Below are 13,013 nucleotides of genomic sequence, written 5' to 3'. Positions count from 1 at the left end.
ACGATGAACCAGCCAAGCCCGGACCTGGCGGCCTACCACCGCCAGCAGGCCGAATGGAGCGCCCCGGACCCCGCGCTGGGCGGCGCCCGCCGCGCCGCGTTGCGGGTCCCCCTGGACTACCGGCGCCCCGGCGAGCGGGACATCGAGATCGGCGTCGCCCGGCACGAGGCGACCGGCCGCCGCCACGGGGTGCTCATGATCGGCCCCGGCGACGACCTGGGCAACAGCGGCCTGAGCCTGCTGTCCGCGCTGCTCGGCAGCCTGCCCGGCGAGCTCGTCGAGGCGTACGACATCGTCGGCTTCGACCACCGGTTCATGGGAGCGAGCACCCCGATCTTCTGCGACCTCGAACCGGCCGAGCGCTTCTGGGTGTTCCACCATCCCGAGTCGTTCGACGCCGAGGTGCGCTACCAGGCCACCGTGGCCGCCAAGTGCTCGGCCGGCTCCCTCGACCTGCTCGCCCACGCCAACTCCCGCAACATCTGCCGGGACATGGACGTGATCCGCGGCGTGCTCGCCGCCGACCGGATCGACTACCTGGGCTACTCGTACGGGACCTATCTCGGCGCGGTCTACGGCGAGATGTTCGGCGCCCACCTGAACCGGGCGGTGCTGGACGCGATCTGCAGCCCCGACTGGGTGTGGCGCGGGTTGTTCACCGACTTCCCCCCGAACGGCGAACGCGCGCTCAACCGGTGGTGCCGGTGGGCCGCCACCGAGCACGCCACCTACCGGCTCGGCTCCACCGGCGCCGACGTGCGGGCCCGTTACGACGCGGTGCTCGCCGCGGTGGACCGGGGAGACGAGGTCACGCTGATGGGCTTCCCGCTCGACCGCACCCTGGCCAGGCTGATCCCGGTGGGGATACTCAACAGCGAGAAGGCCTACCCCGTCCTCGCCGACATCGTCCGGCACCTGCGCACCGGGGCCGACCTCGACGCGGACAGCGTCGACTTCCTCGCGCGGATGTTCGGGCAGCCGAAGGAGGAGAGCGGCACGGTCGCCCAGCTCGCGATCCTGGCCGGCGACGCGCCGTGGCCGCGCAGCCCGGCCCTGTACGAGCAGGACATGCTCAAGGCGGCCGAGGAGTTCCCCTGGACCGGCGCGGCGCTCAACGGGATCAAGGCCCCGGCCTTCTGGCCCGTCCCGCCGGCCGAACCCGCCACCCGGCTCGGCACGGAGGCGGGTGGCGGCAGCTACCTGCTGGTGGCCGCAGACGAGGACATGTCCACCCCGTGGGTGGCCGCCCGGCGCATGCACGAGGTGCTGGGGGACCGCTCGACCTTCGTGGCCGTCGCGGACACGGCCCACCACCGCGTCTTCCCCTTCTACGGCAACGTCCGCCTGAACGAGCTGGTCACCGACTTCCTGCTGACCGGCCGGACGCCGGGCCCCGATCACGTCTGCCCCAACCCGGACAGGTTGCTGGAGCCGGTCGCGTCCGGCCCGGGGATGACGGGCGCCGGCGGGTAGCCTTCCCCCATGCTGATCGAGAGGGAACGGCACGACGGCATCCGCAGCGGCACCATCACCGTGTTGTTCCGCCGCTGGCGGCAGCGGCAGGCGACCGCGGGCAACGTGTACCGCACCGCGTTGGGCCGGGTGGCGGTCGACGCGATCGACGTCGTGGTGGCCGAGCAGATCACCGAAGCCGACGCGCGGGCCGCCGGCTATCCGTCGGCCGCCGCCGCCGTCGCGGATCTTCGCGGGCGCCCCGGCGATCCCGTCTACCGGCTCCGTGTCAGGTTCGTCGAGGAGCCGGACCCGCGCGACGAGCTGGCGGCCTCCGGCGACCTGCCGGCGGAGGAGCTGGAGTCCCTCGCGGGCAGGCTCGCCCGGCTGGACCGGGCGAGCGGGACCGGCCCGTGGACCGAGGCGACGCTGGAGATCATCAGTCGGCGGCCCGCGGTGCGCGCCGCCGACCTGGCCGGCGAGCTGGGCCGCGACCCCGCGCAGTTCAAGCTGGACGTCCGCAAGCTCAAGAACCTCGGGCTGACCGTCAGCCTGGGCACCGGCTACCGCATCTCCGCCCGGGGAGCGGCCTACCTGGCGAGCCGGTCCCGCGACCGGTGAAGCGCCGACCGGCCCGCCGCCGGTCGGCGCCCCACCCGGAACACGTACGGCCGGTGCCGGCCCACCCCGAGGGGCGGCGGCCCGGAGGGCGCGTACGGCCGGTGCCGGTCCTGCCGGAGGGGCGGCGGCCCGGAGGACGCGTACGGCCGGTGCCGGTCCTGCCGGAGGGGCGGCGGTCCGGAGGGCGCGTACGGCCGGTGCCGGTCCTGCCGGAGGGGCGGCGGTCCGGAGGACGCGTACGGCCGGTGTCAGTCCTCCTGCGGAGGCGTCCACCCGAACAGGCCCGCGTTCTGCCCGCCGGTGTCGCTTCCGCGGGTCGCGGCGATGAGGATCCCCCTGCGGAGCTGGACCAGCAGCGGCGAGCGCACGTGCGCGACGCGTCCCAGCATCCGTGACTGCCGCACGATCCCGCGCACGCGCGGGCCGCGTTCGGCCGCGTAGCGGCGCAGGGCCCGCTCCACTCCGCCGGCGGTCCGGGCCGCGGGACCGGCCAGGGCGGCGGCGAGGACGGCCGCGTCCTCCAGGGCCGTCCCGGCGCCCTGGCCGAGGGTGTACACCATGGGGTGCGCGGCGTCGCCGGCGAGCACGACGCGGCCCCGGCCCCACCTGCGCGGCGCCGGCCGGTCGTGGACGTCGTGGACGACGCATCCGGCCGGATCGGCCGAGGCCGGTACCTTGCGCAGGTCAGGGTGCCAGGTGCTGGTGCGTTCGATCACCTGGGCCAGCACCTCGGCGACCGGCAGGCGGGGCGCGACGCCGCGCGGCGCGGTCATCGACGCCACCCAGTAGAGGTCGCCGCCGCCGAGGGCGGCGGCGAACAGGACCAGGCCCCGCCCGTAGGCGATGAAGCCGTCGGGGTGGGCGGTGGGGGCCGGCCCGATGCCGCGCACCGCGGTGAACCCGCGGTAGCGGGGGTCCCCGTCGCCCAGCAGCTGCGCGCGTACGGCGGAGTTGATGCCGTCGGCCCCGACCAGGACGTCGCCGCGCCGGACGTCGCCGGTGCGGGCGATCAGGTCGACGTGCGAGCCGCTGTCGCGGTAGCGGGCGGCGGCGAATCCGCCGACGAGCTCCGCCCCGGCCTCGCCCGCCGCCTCCCGGAGCAGCGCGTGCAGGTCGGCGCGCAGGATGGTGACGGCGGGCATGCCCCACCGGTCCTCGTAGCCGTCGAACGACACCCATCCGAGCACGCGGCCGCGTTCGTCGAGGAAGGCGCTGCGGTGCGGGGGAGTGTCACGGCCCCCGGCGGGATGGCCGGCCGCGCGGACCCGGTCGGCCAGGCCGGGCGCGATCGCGGCGAGCGCCTTGACGGCGTTGGGGGCCAGCACCAGCCCGCCACCGGTCCGGTCCGGCCCGGCCGAGCGCTCCAGCACGACGGCGCCCAGCCCGCGGTGGCGCAACGCGGTCGCCAGGGCCAGCCCGGCGATGCCGCCGCCTGCCACGAGCACGGTGCCGCGCCTGTCCTGGTGCATGCTCCGAGCATCCCCGAGGCCGGCGGCGGAACCTTCTTCGACATTGCCGCGCCGGCGGCGAGGGCGTGACACCCCGGAACGTGTAGGAAGTAGCCGACACTTGACGGGTAGGATCTTCCCTACCTACGATTGCCGCATGGAAATCACGCATCTGCAGAAGTTGACCATTCCCGTCGCCGACCAGGACGCCGCCAAGGCCTTCTACGTCGACAAGCTCGGGTTCGAGCTCCGCAGCGAGGCGCCGATGCCGATGGGCGACAACCTCCGCTGGATCGAGGTGGCGCCCAAGGGCGGGCAGACGACGCTGGTGCTGTGCACCTGGCTCCCGGACACGCCCAAGCTGCAGAACGCCATGCTCGAGACCAAGAACACCGACGTGGCCGTCAAGGCCCTGCGCGACGCCGGCGTCTCCGTCGACGACCCCACCGAGACGCCGTGGGGCAAGCAGGCGTCCTTCGCCGACCCCGACGGCAACACCTTCATCCTCACCGACGGCGCAGCCTGACCGTCCGTCGCCACCGCGCGGCACGCCCGCGGTGATCCGCCAGTCGCCTCGCACTCGGGTCCGCACCCCCGCAAGGGGCCGCCGGCGCCGAGACGTCTCCGTGGGAGAAGCCATGACCCAACCGCCACGTGACGAAACGTGGTCACCATCCGGCGCGGAGGAGCCCGCACCCGCCGGCGCCGTCTCGAGCCGGATGTGGATCACCCTGGTGCTCGTCTCTCTCGGAGCCATGATGGAGGCGCTCGACTCCACCGTGATGGCGATCGGGAACCCGCAGATCGCCGTCGAGCTCGGCACCGAGATCACCCAGCTCCAGTGGGTGAGCAACGGCTACATGTTCGCGGTGGTCGTCTTCCTGATCACGGCCGGGAAGATCGGTGACAGGTTCGGCCACCGCAACACCTTCCTGGTGGGCATGGTCGGGTTCGCCGCGAGTTCGGTGGTCGCAGGGCTGGCCGGCTCCGTCGAGGTGCTGATCGCCGCCCGTGTCGTGCAGGGGCTGTTCGGCGCCGTGCTGGCGCCCAACTCCCTGGCGATCATCCGGAACCTGTTCCCGTTCGACCGGATGAAGACGGCCATCGGGATCTGGGCCGGGTTCGGCGCGCTGGCCATGGCGGCGGGGCCCTTCGTCGGCGGCCTGGTGGTCGACCAGTTCGGGTGGCGGGGGATCTTCTTCCTCAACGTCCCGATCGGCGCGATCGTGGTGATCGCCGGAATTCTGTTGATCGACAAGGGGCGCGAGCAGCGCCTGGCCGCGTCCATCGACATCCCCGGCGTGGTCCTGCTGTCGGCCGCGCTGCTGGCCCTGGTGTGGGGGATCGTCCGCATCCCCGTGGACGGTCTCGACCTGGTGACCGGGCTGCTCTTCCTGGCCTTCGCCGTGCTGGCGGCGCTGTTCCTGTGGCGGCAGCAGGCATCGGCCAACGCGGTCCTGCCGCTGAGCCTGTTCCGCTCCACCTCCCTGTCGGCCGCCGTCGTGGTCCTCACGATGGCCGCGTTCGTGGCGTTCGGCAGCTACTTCTACTTCGGCCTCTACCTGGAGCAGGTGCAGGGCGCCTCACCGCTGCTCGCCGGCGTGCTGCTGCTCCCGCAGACCGTCCTGTTCGGCCTCGGCGCCGCGGTCGGCGGCAAACTCGGCAACGACCGGGGCCCGAAGGTGCCGATGATGCTCGGCGCGGTCCTGGTCGCGCTCGGCTCGGTGGGGATCACGCTGCTGCAGGCCGACTCGTCGTACGTCCTGCTCGGCCCGTCGCTGGGGCTGATGGGCGTCGGGATCGGGGCGATCGTCCCGGTGGCCGTCGGGGTGATCCTGGGACACAGCCCCGCCGATCTCGCGGGCACGGCGTCGGGCATGCAGCAGACCGGCCTGATGCTCGGCGCCGTGCTGGGCACGGCGATCCTCGGGACGATCATCAGCGTGCGCGTCGCCGCGGAGCTTCCCGGACGCCTCGCAGCCGCGGGCGTGCCCGAGGACGTCGTCGGCCGGGCGAGCGACCAGGCGGCTGTGGCGGCCCAGGGCTTCCTGCCGCAGGTCAGCGGCGTGGCCCCGGAGGTGGGCGCGCAGATCAGGACCGCGGTCGGCCAGAGCTTCACCAGCGGCCTCAACACCGCGATGATCGTGGGCGCCGTGCTCATGGTCGTGGCGGCCATGATCGCGAGCCGGGTCAAGGCTCCGGCGGAGCCGGCCGCCTCCTGGGGCTGAGCAGATCCTCCCCCTCCCGCAACCCGACGAAAGGAACACGGCATGGCGCTCTCCGGAGCGGAGATGCTCGTCCGCGTCTCGGCGTCCCTTCCCGAGAAGACCGGCAAGTCGGTCGAGGAGTGGGTCGCCGCGGTCGGCAAGTCCGGGATCGACCCGCTCGACCAGCGCGCGGTGCGGCAATGGCTCAAGTCCGAGCACGGGCTGACCAAGCCGCAGCAGGAGGCGATCGCCATCGCCGCGGCCAAGGAGGCCGGATGGGCCGAGCCCACCGCCGACGATCATCTCGCCGCCCAGTACGCCGGATCGAAGCAGGGCCTGAAGCCGATCTACGAGGCGCTCCTCGCCGCGGCCACCTCGCTCGGTGACGACGTCGTCGTCGAGGTGCGCGCCGGCTTCGTCGCGGTGAACCGCAAGCGGCAGTTCGCCGCCGTGCAACCGGCCACCGCGAGCCGGGTGGACCTCGGGCTGCGGTTCGTCGACCCGCCGTCCGACGAGCGGCTCAAGCCGGCCACGGCCCCGGGCCAGTCCACCCACAAGACCGGCCTGACCACCGCCGAACAGGTCGACGACGGCGTCAAGGCGCTGTTGCGACAGGCCTACGAGCAGAACTGACCCGCCGGTCCCCGATCGCGGCCCGTTTCCGCCGGCCCCGCCACGGGGCCGGCGGAACGCGCGTCAGCGCAGGAAGTCGCGCGCCGGGTTCGCCCGCGGATAGCGGCGCAGGTACGAGAAGAAGCCGGCGAGCGCGGCGTCGCTCCGGGTCAGCAGCCCCGGGGTGTAGTGGATGGTCATCAGCACGGGAGCGTCCTCGGCCAGCAGGTTGAACATGAACGCCTGCACGCGGGTGAGGAAGTCGGCCGCCTCCCGGGTCTCACCGGGCAACACGTGGGTGCCCCAGCTGAAGAACGAGGCGGTGGTCCGGGGCCGGGGCGCCGCCATGCCGGTGATCCAGTAGAACCAGCGGCCGTCGAGCGTGCCCTGCTGCCAGAAGATGTTGCTGCCGTGGATCGACGCCCAGACCCGGTACTCCTCACCGCCCGGCATCAGCGCGTGATAGCGGTATCCCACGGAGAACTCGTCCCAGGCGACCGAGTCGCCGGGGTCCTCGACGAACTTCCCCTCGTGCGGCAGCGCGAAGTGCTGCAGGTCCATGGTCTGGGCCGCGACCACCCAGGGATCCACCGCCAGCTCCTGGTCGAACGCCAGTGTCCTCGTCGCCACGGGAGCCTGCGGCATCGGCGGGTCCGGCTGGGGGAGCGTGAACAGCGGGGCCGAACCGTTGAACGCCCACACGATCCCGTGCGTCTCGACGGTGGGGAAGCGGAACAGGCGCGCCCGGGGATCGACCGGCGTGCCGTTGGCGGACAGGCACCGGCCGTCCATGCCGTAGCGCCAGCCGTGGAAGGCGCAGCGGATCGCGTCGCCGTCGAGGCGGCCCACCGACAGGTCGGCGCCCAGATGGACGCAGTACGCGCTGAACACGGACACCTCGCCGGACGACGAGCGCACGGCCACCACCCGGCCGCCGAGCAGATCGACGCCGACGATGCCCCCGGTCGCCGGCAGCGCGCTGCTCAGGCACACCGGGAACCAGGTCTGCGTGAACAGGCCGTCCGCGCCTTCGGACGGGATCGGCTCGGCGCGGGGCCGAGGTCGTACGTCGTCGCTGACCCTCTTGTCGCTGACCCTCTTGTCGGTGACCCTCTTGTCGGTGACCCTCACAGTGAATCCCGTCCCTTCCGGGCAGGCGCCAGACCGCGTTCAGTGTCACCACCGCCTGACGGCCGGGTCAATCGGGCCCGGGAGAACGACAATCTCGAAGAAACCGCGGCACCTGCCGATGTGTTCCTCTATGAGGGTGTCATTCGTGGTGGCGCCGACGGGAGGAACCATGAACGCCGATCCGGCACAGCTGGCCGCCAACAAGGCCGTGGTCCAGAGGCTCGTCGACGCCTGGAACGTGCGGGACGTCGCGGAGATGATGCGGCACTGGGCCCCGGACATGGTGCACCACGGCCGCGACGGGGCCATGCCGGCCGGCCAGGTGGGCAGCGAGATGCAACGCTTCATCGCCGCGTTCCCGGACATCCGGATCGACGTCCAGGAGATGATCGCCGAGCGCGATCTCGTCAGCACCCGGCTCACGGTCTCGGCGACCCACTCCGGCCCCTATCTGAACATCCAGCCGACCGGCCGGGCCGTCCGCTGCGCGTTGATGGGCCAGCTGCGCATCGTCGGCGGCAAGGTGGTCGAGCACTGGGGGGTGGCCGACACCGTGCATCTGCTGGAACAGCTCGGACTGATCGACAGCGCGTTGCTGGAGGCGACCGCCTGACGGACCCGGGAGGGCATGTGAACGACGAACTGGCGACGACCAAGGCCGAGCGGGAGGAGATCGTCCGGCGGTTCCGCGGGGCCGTGCTGTTCTCCCGGGACTTCACCGCGATCCAGGAGGTCCTGGCCCCGGAGTTCGTGGACCACTTCGCGCCCCCGTGGGATCCTCCCGGCCGCGACGGCGTCGCGCACCGGTTCGGGCAGGCCGCCGACGCGCTGACCACCACCAAGGTCGAGGTCCTGGTCTCGGTGTGCGAGGGCGACTACCTGTCGCAGGCCATCGAGCTGCACTTCGCGCACACGGGCGAGTTCATGGGGATCCCGGCCACCGGCCGGACCTTCGCGATCGGCGGCTCGAACACCTTCCGCTTCGACGGCCGGCAGATCGTGGAGCACTGGGGGGTCTTCGACGTGGCCAAGATCCCGGACCTGCTGCGGGAGACGCACGGCGCCCAGGGCGGATGGGCGTCGATGTGGCCGGATCCGGAAGCCTCCAGCCGCGCCTGACCGGCCGCCGCGGGCGGCGGGTGGACATCCACGACGCATCGATGGATCCTACGGGGACCTGGAGGTAGGTGTGCGGACTCGGGAGAAGAGCACGACGGAGCAGGCCGACGGCTACGACGATCACCGGCTCCGGGCGGTCGAACAGGTCCTCGTCAAGATCCGGCGCGACCTGTCCCGCGCGCACTCGCTCGACGACCTGGCGCAGACCGCGTGCTTCAGCCCGTTCCACTTCCTTCGCGTGTTCCGGGTCATCACCGCCACCACTCCGGCGAGGTTCCTGGCGGCCCTGCGGATCGCCGAGGCCAAACGGCTGCTCGCGGCGACGAACCTGGACATCACCACGATCTGCATGCAGGTGGGATACACGAGCCTCGGCACCTTCTCCCACCAGTTCGCCCGGCACGTCGGGGTCTCGCCGCGCAAGTTCCGGCGGCTGATCAGCGAGATGTCCGACCAGTCGTGGGAGGCGGTGCTGGCCGCGGCGGCGCCGCCTCCGCGGAGGGCCGGGCGGACCCGGAAGCTCCGCGTGCGGTTCAACGGCCTCGAACCCGGCAACATCGCGCTGGTCGGCCTGTTCGAGTCGGGAATCCCGCAGGGCTGGCCGGCCGCCTGCGCCATGGCGAGGGAGTCCACCGAGGTGGACATGGTGGCCGGCCCCGACGGCGTCTACATGGCCCTCGCGATGAGCTTCGCGCCCGACGCGGACATCGAGGCCCTGATGACCAACGACCTGCCGAACCAGTACCTGGTCGGCTCGTACGGGCACGTCCACGTCGAGGACGGCCACGTCAGCGAGAGCAGCATCGTCATCGACCTGCGCCCGCGCCGGCCCAGCGATCCCCCCATCGTCTTCGCCTCCCCGCTGCTCGCCGCCCAGGAGAGCCGGCACGACGCGGCGCCGGAGAGCGTGCCGGTCGGCGCCGCCCGAGCTTCAGCAGGATCGAAGAAGTACCGGGATCTGGCCTGATCTAGCGTTTGGCCCACCGCGCGACACGGACTGCGGAGGTGACCCGTGACCGAATCCCCGGCTCCGGCGACCGGCCCCGACGATCCGGTTCCCCGCCCGATGGGCGAACCCCTTCCCCACGAGGGGGACGACGGCCTCTACACCCAGAGCTGGTATCCGATCTGCATGGCCGCCGACCTGACGGCAGGCAAGGCCGTCGGCGCGGAGTTCCTCGGCGGGCGCGTCGTCGCGTTCCGCGACCGATCGGGCCGGCCGTCGGTGGTGAGCGCCTACTGCGTGCACCTGGGCGCCGACCTCAGCGTGGGGACCGTGTCCGAGGGCATGCTGCGCTGCCGTTTCCACGGCTGGGCCTACGACGGGGAGGGGGTGTGCCGCCGGACCGGCAGCGGCGACCCGGTGCCGAGCGGCGCGCGGCTGTTCCGGTTCCCCACCGCGGAGAGGTTCGGCGTCGTGTGGGCGTTCAACGGCACCGAGCCGATCTTCCGGATTCCCGATCTGCCCTGCCCGGAGGAGGAGATCCGGGCGCGACGGGGACGGTTCGGGCACCTGGCCATGGAGCCCTGGATGGTGTCCGCGCACACGCTCGACCTGCAGCATCTGTCGTTGCCGCACGGGTTCGACCTGAAGGTGCCGCCCGCCGACACGGTGCGGCACGGCGGGCATCGTCACGGGTACGACCTCGTCGGCTCGCTGCCGGACGGCACCACGTACGACGTGCGGATCGACATCCACGGCCCCAACCTGTTCCTGCAGACGGGCCTGCTCAACGGCCGCTGGTACTTCTGGATGACCTCGCCCAGCCTGCCGGCCCCCGGCCGGACCGACTCCTTCTTCGTCTACGGCGTCCGCAAGGGCGAGTCGGAGAGCGAGGAGGCCGCGGAGCGGGCGCTGCAGCAGGTGTTCGAGGCGCAGATGCAGTTCTACTCCGACGACTCCGACATCTTCGACACCATCCACTTCCAGCCGGGCCTGCTCACCTCCCGTGACAGCACCCTGGCGCTGTTCCTGGACTACATGCGGACCTACCCCCGAGCCAATCCGGCCCGGGAGTTCCTCAGCTAGACGCCGCGAGACGCCACGGTGTCCCGCTCCCGAACGGAGTTCAAGGTGTCCGATGCCCGTGCCACCCCCGACCCCCAGGCCGACAGCGCGTTCGGCACCATGGTCGCCCTGACCGACACCGTGGCGCCGTGGGCCATCCGCGTGGCGGCGACGCTCCGGCTGGCCGATCTGATCGCGCCCGACGGCGCGTCCGCCGACACGATCCTCAAGGGGCTGGAGGCCGCCGGGGAGAGCGTGCATCCCGAAGCGGTGCGCCGCCTGCTGCGCTACCTGGCGTCCCTGGGCGTCTTCGACCACGACGGGCCCGCCGGCCTCTACCGCCCGACGAGGCTGTCGGAGCTGATGCGCGAGGACAGCCCGGTCAGCATGCGCGACTGGTGGCACCTGGACGGCGCGATGTGCCGGCTCGACCGCACACCCGTGCTCATGCTCGACGCGGTACGGACCGGCGAGCCGGTGTACGAGCGGCTCTTCGGCCGGGACGTCTGGACGGACCTCGCCGGCAGCCCCCCGCTGGCGGCGTCGTTCGAGAAGGCGATGGCGCACAAGACCCGCATCTCGCTCGACAGCATCATCGAGGCCGTCGACTGGCGCGCCCTCGGCGACGTCGTCGACGTCGGCGGCGGCCACGGGCTGCTGCTGGAGGCCGTCCTGCGCGTCTCACCGGAGGCGCGCGGCATCGTGTTCGACACCCCGGCCGGGGTCGCGACGGCCCGGGCCCACCTGGCCGGCTCGCCGGTCGCCGGCCGCACCGGCTTCGTCGAAGGGGACTTCTTCGCCGCCTGGCCCAACGGGGCGGACACCTACATCCTCATGAACGTCCTGCACAACTGGTCCGACGACGACGCCGTGGCGGTGCTGCGGCGCGGCGCCGAGGCGCTCGGGTCCACCGGCCGGCTCCTGGTGATCGAGACGATCGTCGGCGGCGCGGGCGACCAGCGGAGCCTGGCCCGGCTGGACATCATGATGCTGCTGTTCTGCGGTGGCAAGGAGCGCAGCCTCCCGCAGTACGAGGAGCTGGCGGCCCGGGCCGGGTTGACCGTGGCCGGCTCGCACCCGACCTCCTTCGGGCTGGCGATCCTCGAACTGCGTCCGGCCGGGAGCCCGTGATGGACGAGCGCGCCGTCCACCCGTTCCCGTTCGGCCCCACCACCGCGCTGGAGCTGGACGGAAAGTACCGCAAGCTGCAGGAGTCGGAGCGGGTCGCCCGCGTCCGCATGCCGTTCGGCGGGGACGCGTGGCTGGTCACCGGGTACGAGGACACCAAATTCGTGCTGTCGGACCCGCGGTTCAGCCGCGCCGTGACGCTGACCATGGACCTGCCCCGGTTGCAGCCGCAGATCGTCCAGAACCCCGAGATGATCATGAGCATGGATCCGCCCGACCACACGCGGGTCCGCCAGGTGGCCGCCCGGGCGTTCACCCCCCGGCGGGTGGAGCGGCTCCGGCCGTGGATCGCCGACCAGGTCGAGGGGCTGCTCGACGACATGATGAGGGAGGGACCGCCGGCCGATCTCGTGAAGAGTCTCGCGCTGCCCCTTCCCGTCTCGGTGATCTGCGAGATCCTGGGCGTCCCGTTCGCCGACCGGGAGAAGTTCCGGGTGTGGTCGGACATCGTCATGTCGGTGACGGCGTTCACCCCCGAGGAGATCTTCGCCGCCTTCCGGAGCCTCACCGAATACCTGCGGTGGCTGGTCGGGCAGCGCCGGGTGGCGCCGGCCGACGACCTGTTCAGCGCCATGGTGCGGGCCCGCGACACCGAGGCGGTGATGAGCGAGCAGGAGCTGGTGACCTTCGGCGTCACCCTGCTCGTGGTCGGCCACGAGACCACCGTCAACGAGATCGCCGACATGATGTTCGTCATGCTCCGCGACGGCGTCTACGCCGAGCTGGCCCGGGGCGGCGGCGCGCCGGTGCCCCGGGTCGTCGAGGAGCTGCTGCGCTTCGTCCCGCTGGAGAGCCCGGGCGGGTTCGCCCGCGTCGCCACGGAGGACGTCACCATCGGCGACACCCTCATCGCCAAGGGGGAGGCCGTCTACACCCAGTTGTCGGCGGCCAACCGGGACCCGCGGGTCTTCGACGATCCCGACGAGATCGACTTCGAGGCGGCCAGGGAGCAGCACCTGACGTTCGGCTTCGGGCCGCACCGGTGCATGGGCGCGGCACTGGCCAGGGCGGAGATCGAGCTGGTCATCGAAGGGCTGCTGCGGAGGGTCCCCGGGCTGCGGCTCGCCGTCGCCCCGGAGCGGATCGCCTGGAAGGTCGACCGGCTGGTGCGAGGGCCTGAGGCGCTCCCGGTGACGTGGTGAGGGGGCCGGCGCCGGGCCCCTCACCCGCCGGGTGTCCCGCGTTGACAGGTAGGATAGCGCCTACTGATAATGTACTGAAGTCGGC

13 protein-coding genes are annotated in these 13,013 nt (G+C 72.3%); 11 read left to right on the top strand and 2 right to left on the bottom strand.

Annotated elements, in window-relative coordinates; all coding sequences use genetic code 11:
• The first annotated feature begins 3 nt into the window (after positions 1 to 3).
• Both CXR44_RS03220 and CXR44_RS03215 read left to right on the top strand, forming a co-directional pair.
• Positions 4 to 1,473: an alpha/beta hydrolase gene (locus tag CXR44_RS03220; protein ID WP_101783292.1), complete on the top strand. Its 1,470-nt coding sequence runs from the start codon at positions 4 to 6 to the stop codon at positions 1,471 to 1,473.
• Positions 1,474 to 1,482: 9 nt separating this feature from the next.
• Complete coding sequence (locus CXR44_RS03215) at positions 1,483 to 2,073, top strand: hypothetical protein (protein WP_101783291.1); 591 nt, start codon at positions 1,483 to 1,485, stop codon at positions 2,071 to 2,073.
• Positions 2,074 to 2,321: 248 nt separating this feature from the next.
• Here the strand turns inward: CXR44_RS03215 and CXR44_RS03210 are convergent, their stop codons facing one another.
• Positions 2,322 to 3,542 (bottom strand): FAD-dependent oxidoreductase, encoded by a 1,221-nt coding sequence (locus tag CXR44_RS03210; RefSeq protein WP_101783290.1) that lies wholly within the window; start codon positions 3,540 to 3,542, stop codon positions 2,322 to 2,324.
• 136 nt (positions 3,543 to 3,678) lie between these two features.
• On the opposite strand from CXR44_RS03210, the gene CXR44_RS03205 reads away from it, so the two are divergent.
• The 3 genes from CXR44_RS03205 (at position 3,679) to CXR44_RS03195 (ending at position 6,361) form a co-directional block, all read left to right on the top strand.
• Entirely contained in the window at positions 3,679 to 4,047 is a 369-nt protein-coding gene (locus CXR44_RS03205) for a VOC family protein (protein WP_101783289.1), read from the top strand.
• 112 nt (positions 4,048 to 4,159) lie between these two features.
• Positions 4,160 to 5,749 (top strand): MFS transporter, encoded by a 1,590-nt coding sequence (locus tag CXR44_RS03200; RefSeq protein ID WP_101783288.1) that lies wholly within the window; start codon positions 4,160 to 4,162, stop codon positions 5,747 to 5,749.
• A gap of 42 nt (positions 5,750 to 5,791) precedes the next feature.
• Complete coding sequence (locus CXR44_RS03195) at positions 5,792 to 6,361, top strand: DUF5655 domain-containing protein (protein ID WP_101783287.1); 570 nt, start codon at positions 5,792 to 5,794, stop codon at positions 6,359 to 6,361.
• Positions 6,362 to 6,424: 63 nt separating this feature from the next.
• Here the strand turns inward: CXR44_RS03195 and CXR44_RS03190 are convergent, their stop codons facing one another.
• The gene (locus tag CXR44_RS03190) at positions 6,425 to 7,471 is read right to left on the bottom strand and encodes an aromatic ring-hydroxylating oxygenase subunit alpha (protein WP_101783286.1); all 1,047 of its coding nucleotides are present in this window, start codon (positions 7,469 to 7,471) and stop codon (positions 6,425 to 6,427) included.
• Between the two features lie 169 nt (positions 7,472 to 7,640).
• Here CXR44_RS03190 and CXR44_RS39260 point away from each other — a divergent pair, with 169 nt between their 5' ends.
• The 6 genes from CXR44_RS39260 to CXR44_RS03160 all read left to right on the top strand — a co-directional run bounded on the left by CXR44_RS39260 (position 7,641) and on the right by CXR44_RS03160 (position 12,928).
• Positions 7,641 to 8,084 carry an ester cyclase gene (locus CXR44_RS39260; RefSeq protein ID WP_180903162.1) on the top strand — a complete coding sequence of 148 codons (444 nt, stop codon included), beginning with the start codon at positions 7,641 to 7,643 and terminating at the stop codon, positions 8,082 to 8,084.
• A 17-nt stretch (positions 8,085 to 8,101) separates the two neighbouring features.
• Positions 8,102 to 8,590: an ester cyclase gene (locus tag CXR44_RS39255; protein ID WP_180903161.1), complete on the top strand. Its 489-nt coding sequence runs from the start codon at positions 8,102 to 8,104 to the stop codon at positions 8,588 to 8,590.
• Between the two features lie 70 nt (positions 8,591 to 8,660).
• Positions 8,661 to 9,557, top strand: a complete 897-nt coding sequence (locus tag CXR44_RS03175) for a helix-turn-helix domain-containing protein (RefSeq protein WP_101783284.1) — start codon at positions 8,661 to 8,663, stop codon at positions 9,555 to 9,557.
• Between the two features lie 45 nt (positions 9,558 to 9,602).
• Positions 9,603 to 10,619 carry an aromatic ring-hydroxylating oxygenase subunit alpha gene (locus CXR44_RS03170; protein WP_144069839.1) on the top strand — a complete coding sequence of 339 codons (1,017 nt, stop codon included), beginning with the start codon at positions 9,603 to 9,605 and terminating at the stop codon, positions 10,617 to 10,619.
• 45 nt (positions 10,620 to 10,664) lie between these two features.
• Positions 10,665 to 11,729 carry a methyltransferase gene (locus CXR44_RS03165; protein ID WP_144069838.1) on the top strand — a complete coding sequence of 355 codons (1,065 nt, stop codon included), beginning with the start codon at positions 10,665 to 10,667 and terminating at the stop codon, positions 11,727 to 11,729.
• On the top strand, positions 11,729 to 12,928 hold the full coding sequence (locus tag CXR44_RS03160; RefSeq protein ID WP_101783281.1) for a cytochrome P450: 1,200 nt from the start codon (positions 11,729 to 11,731) through the stop codon (positions 12,926 to 12,928). The genes CXR44_RS03165 and CXR44_RS03160 overlap by 1 nt, the downstream gene beginning before the upstream one ends.
• Positions 12,929 to 13,013 lie beyond the last annotated feature (85 nt).

It is taken from the genome of Nonomuraea indica (assembly GCF_002850745.1).
GTDB lineage: Bacteria > Actinomycetota > Actinomycetes > Streptosporangiales > Streptosporangiaceae > Nonomuraea > Nonomuraea indica.
This window is presented reverse-complemented; position numbering and strand designations above follow the sequence as displayed.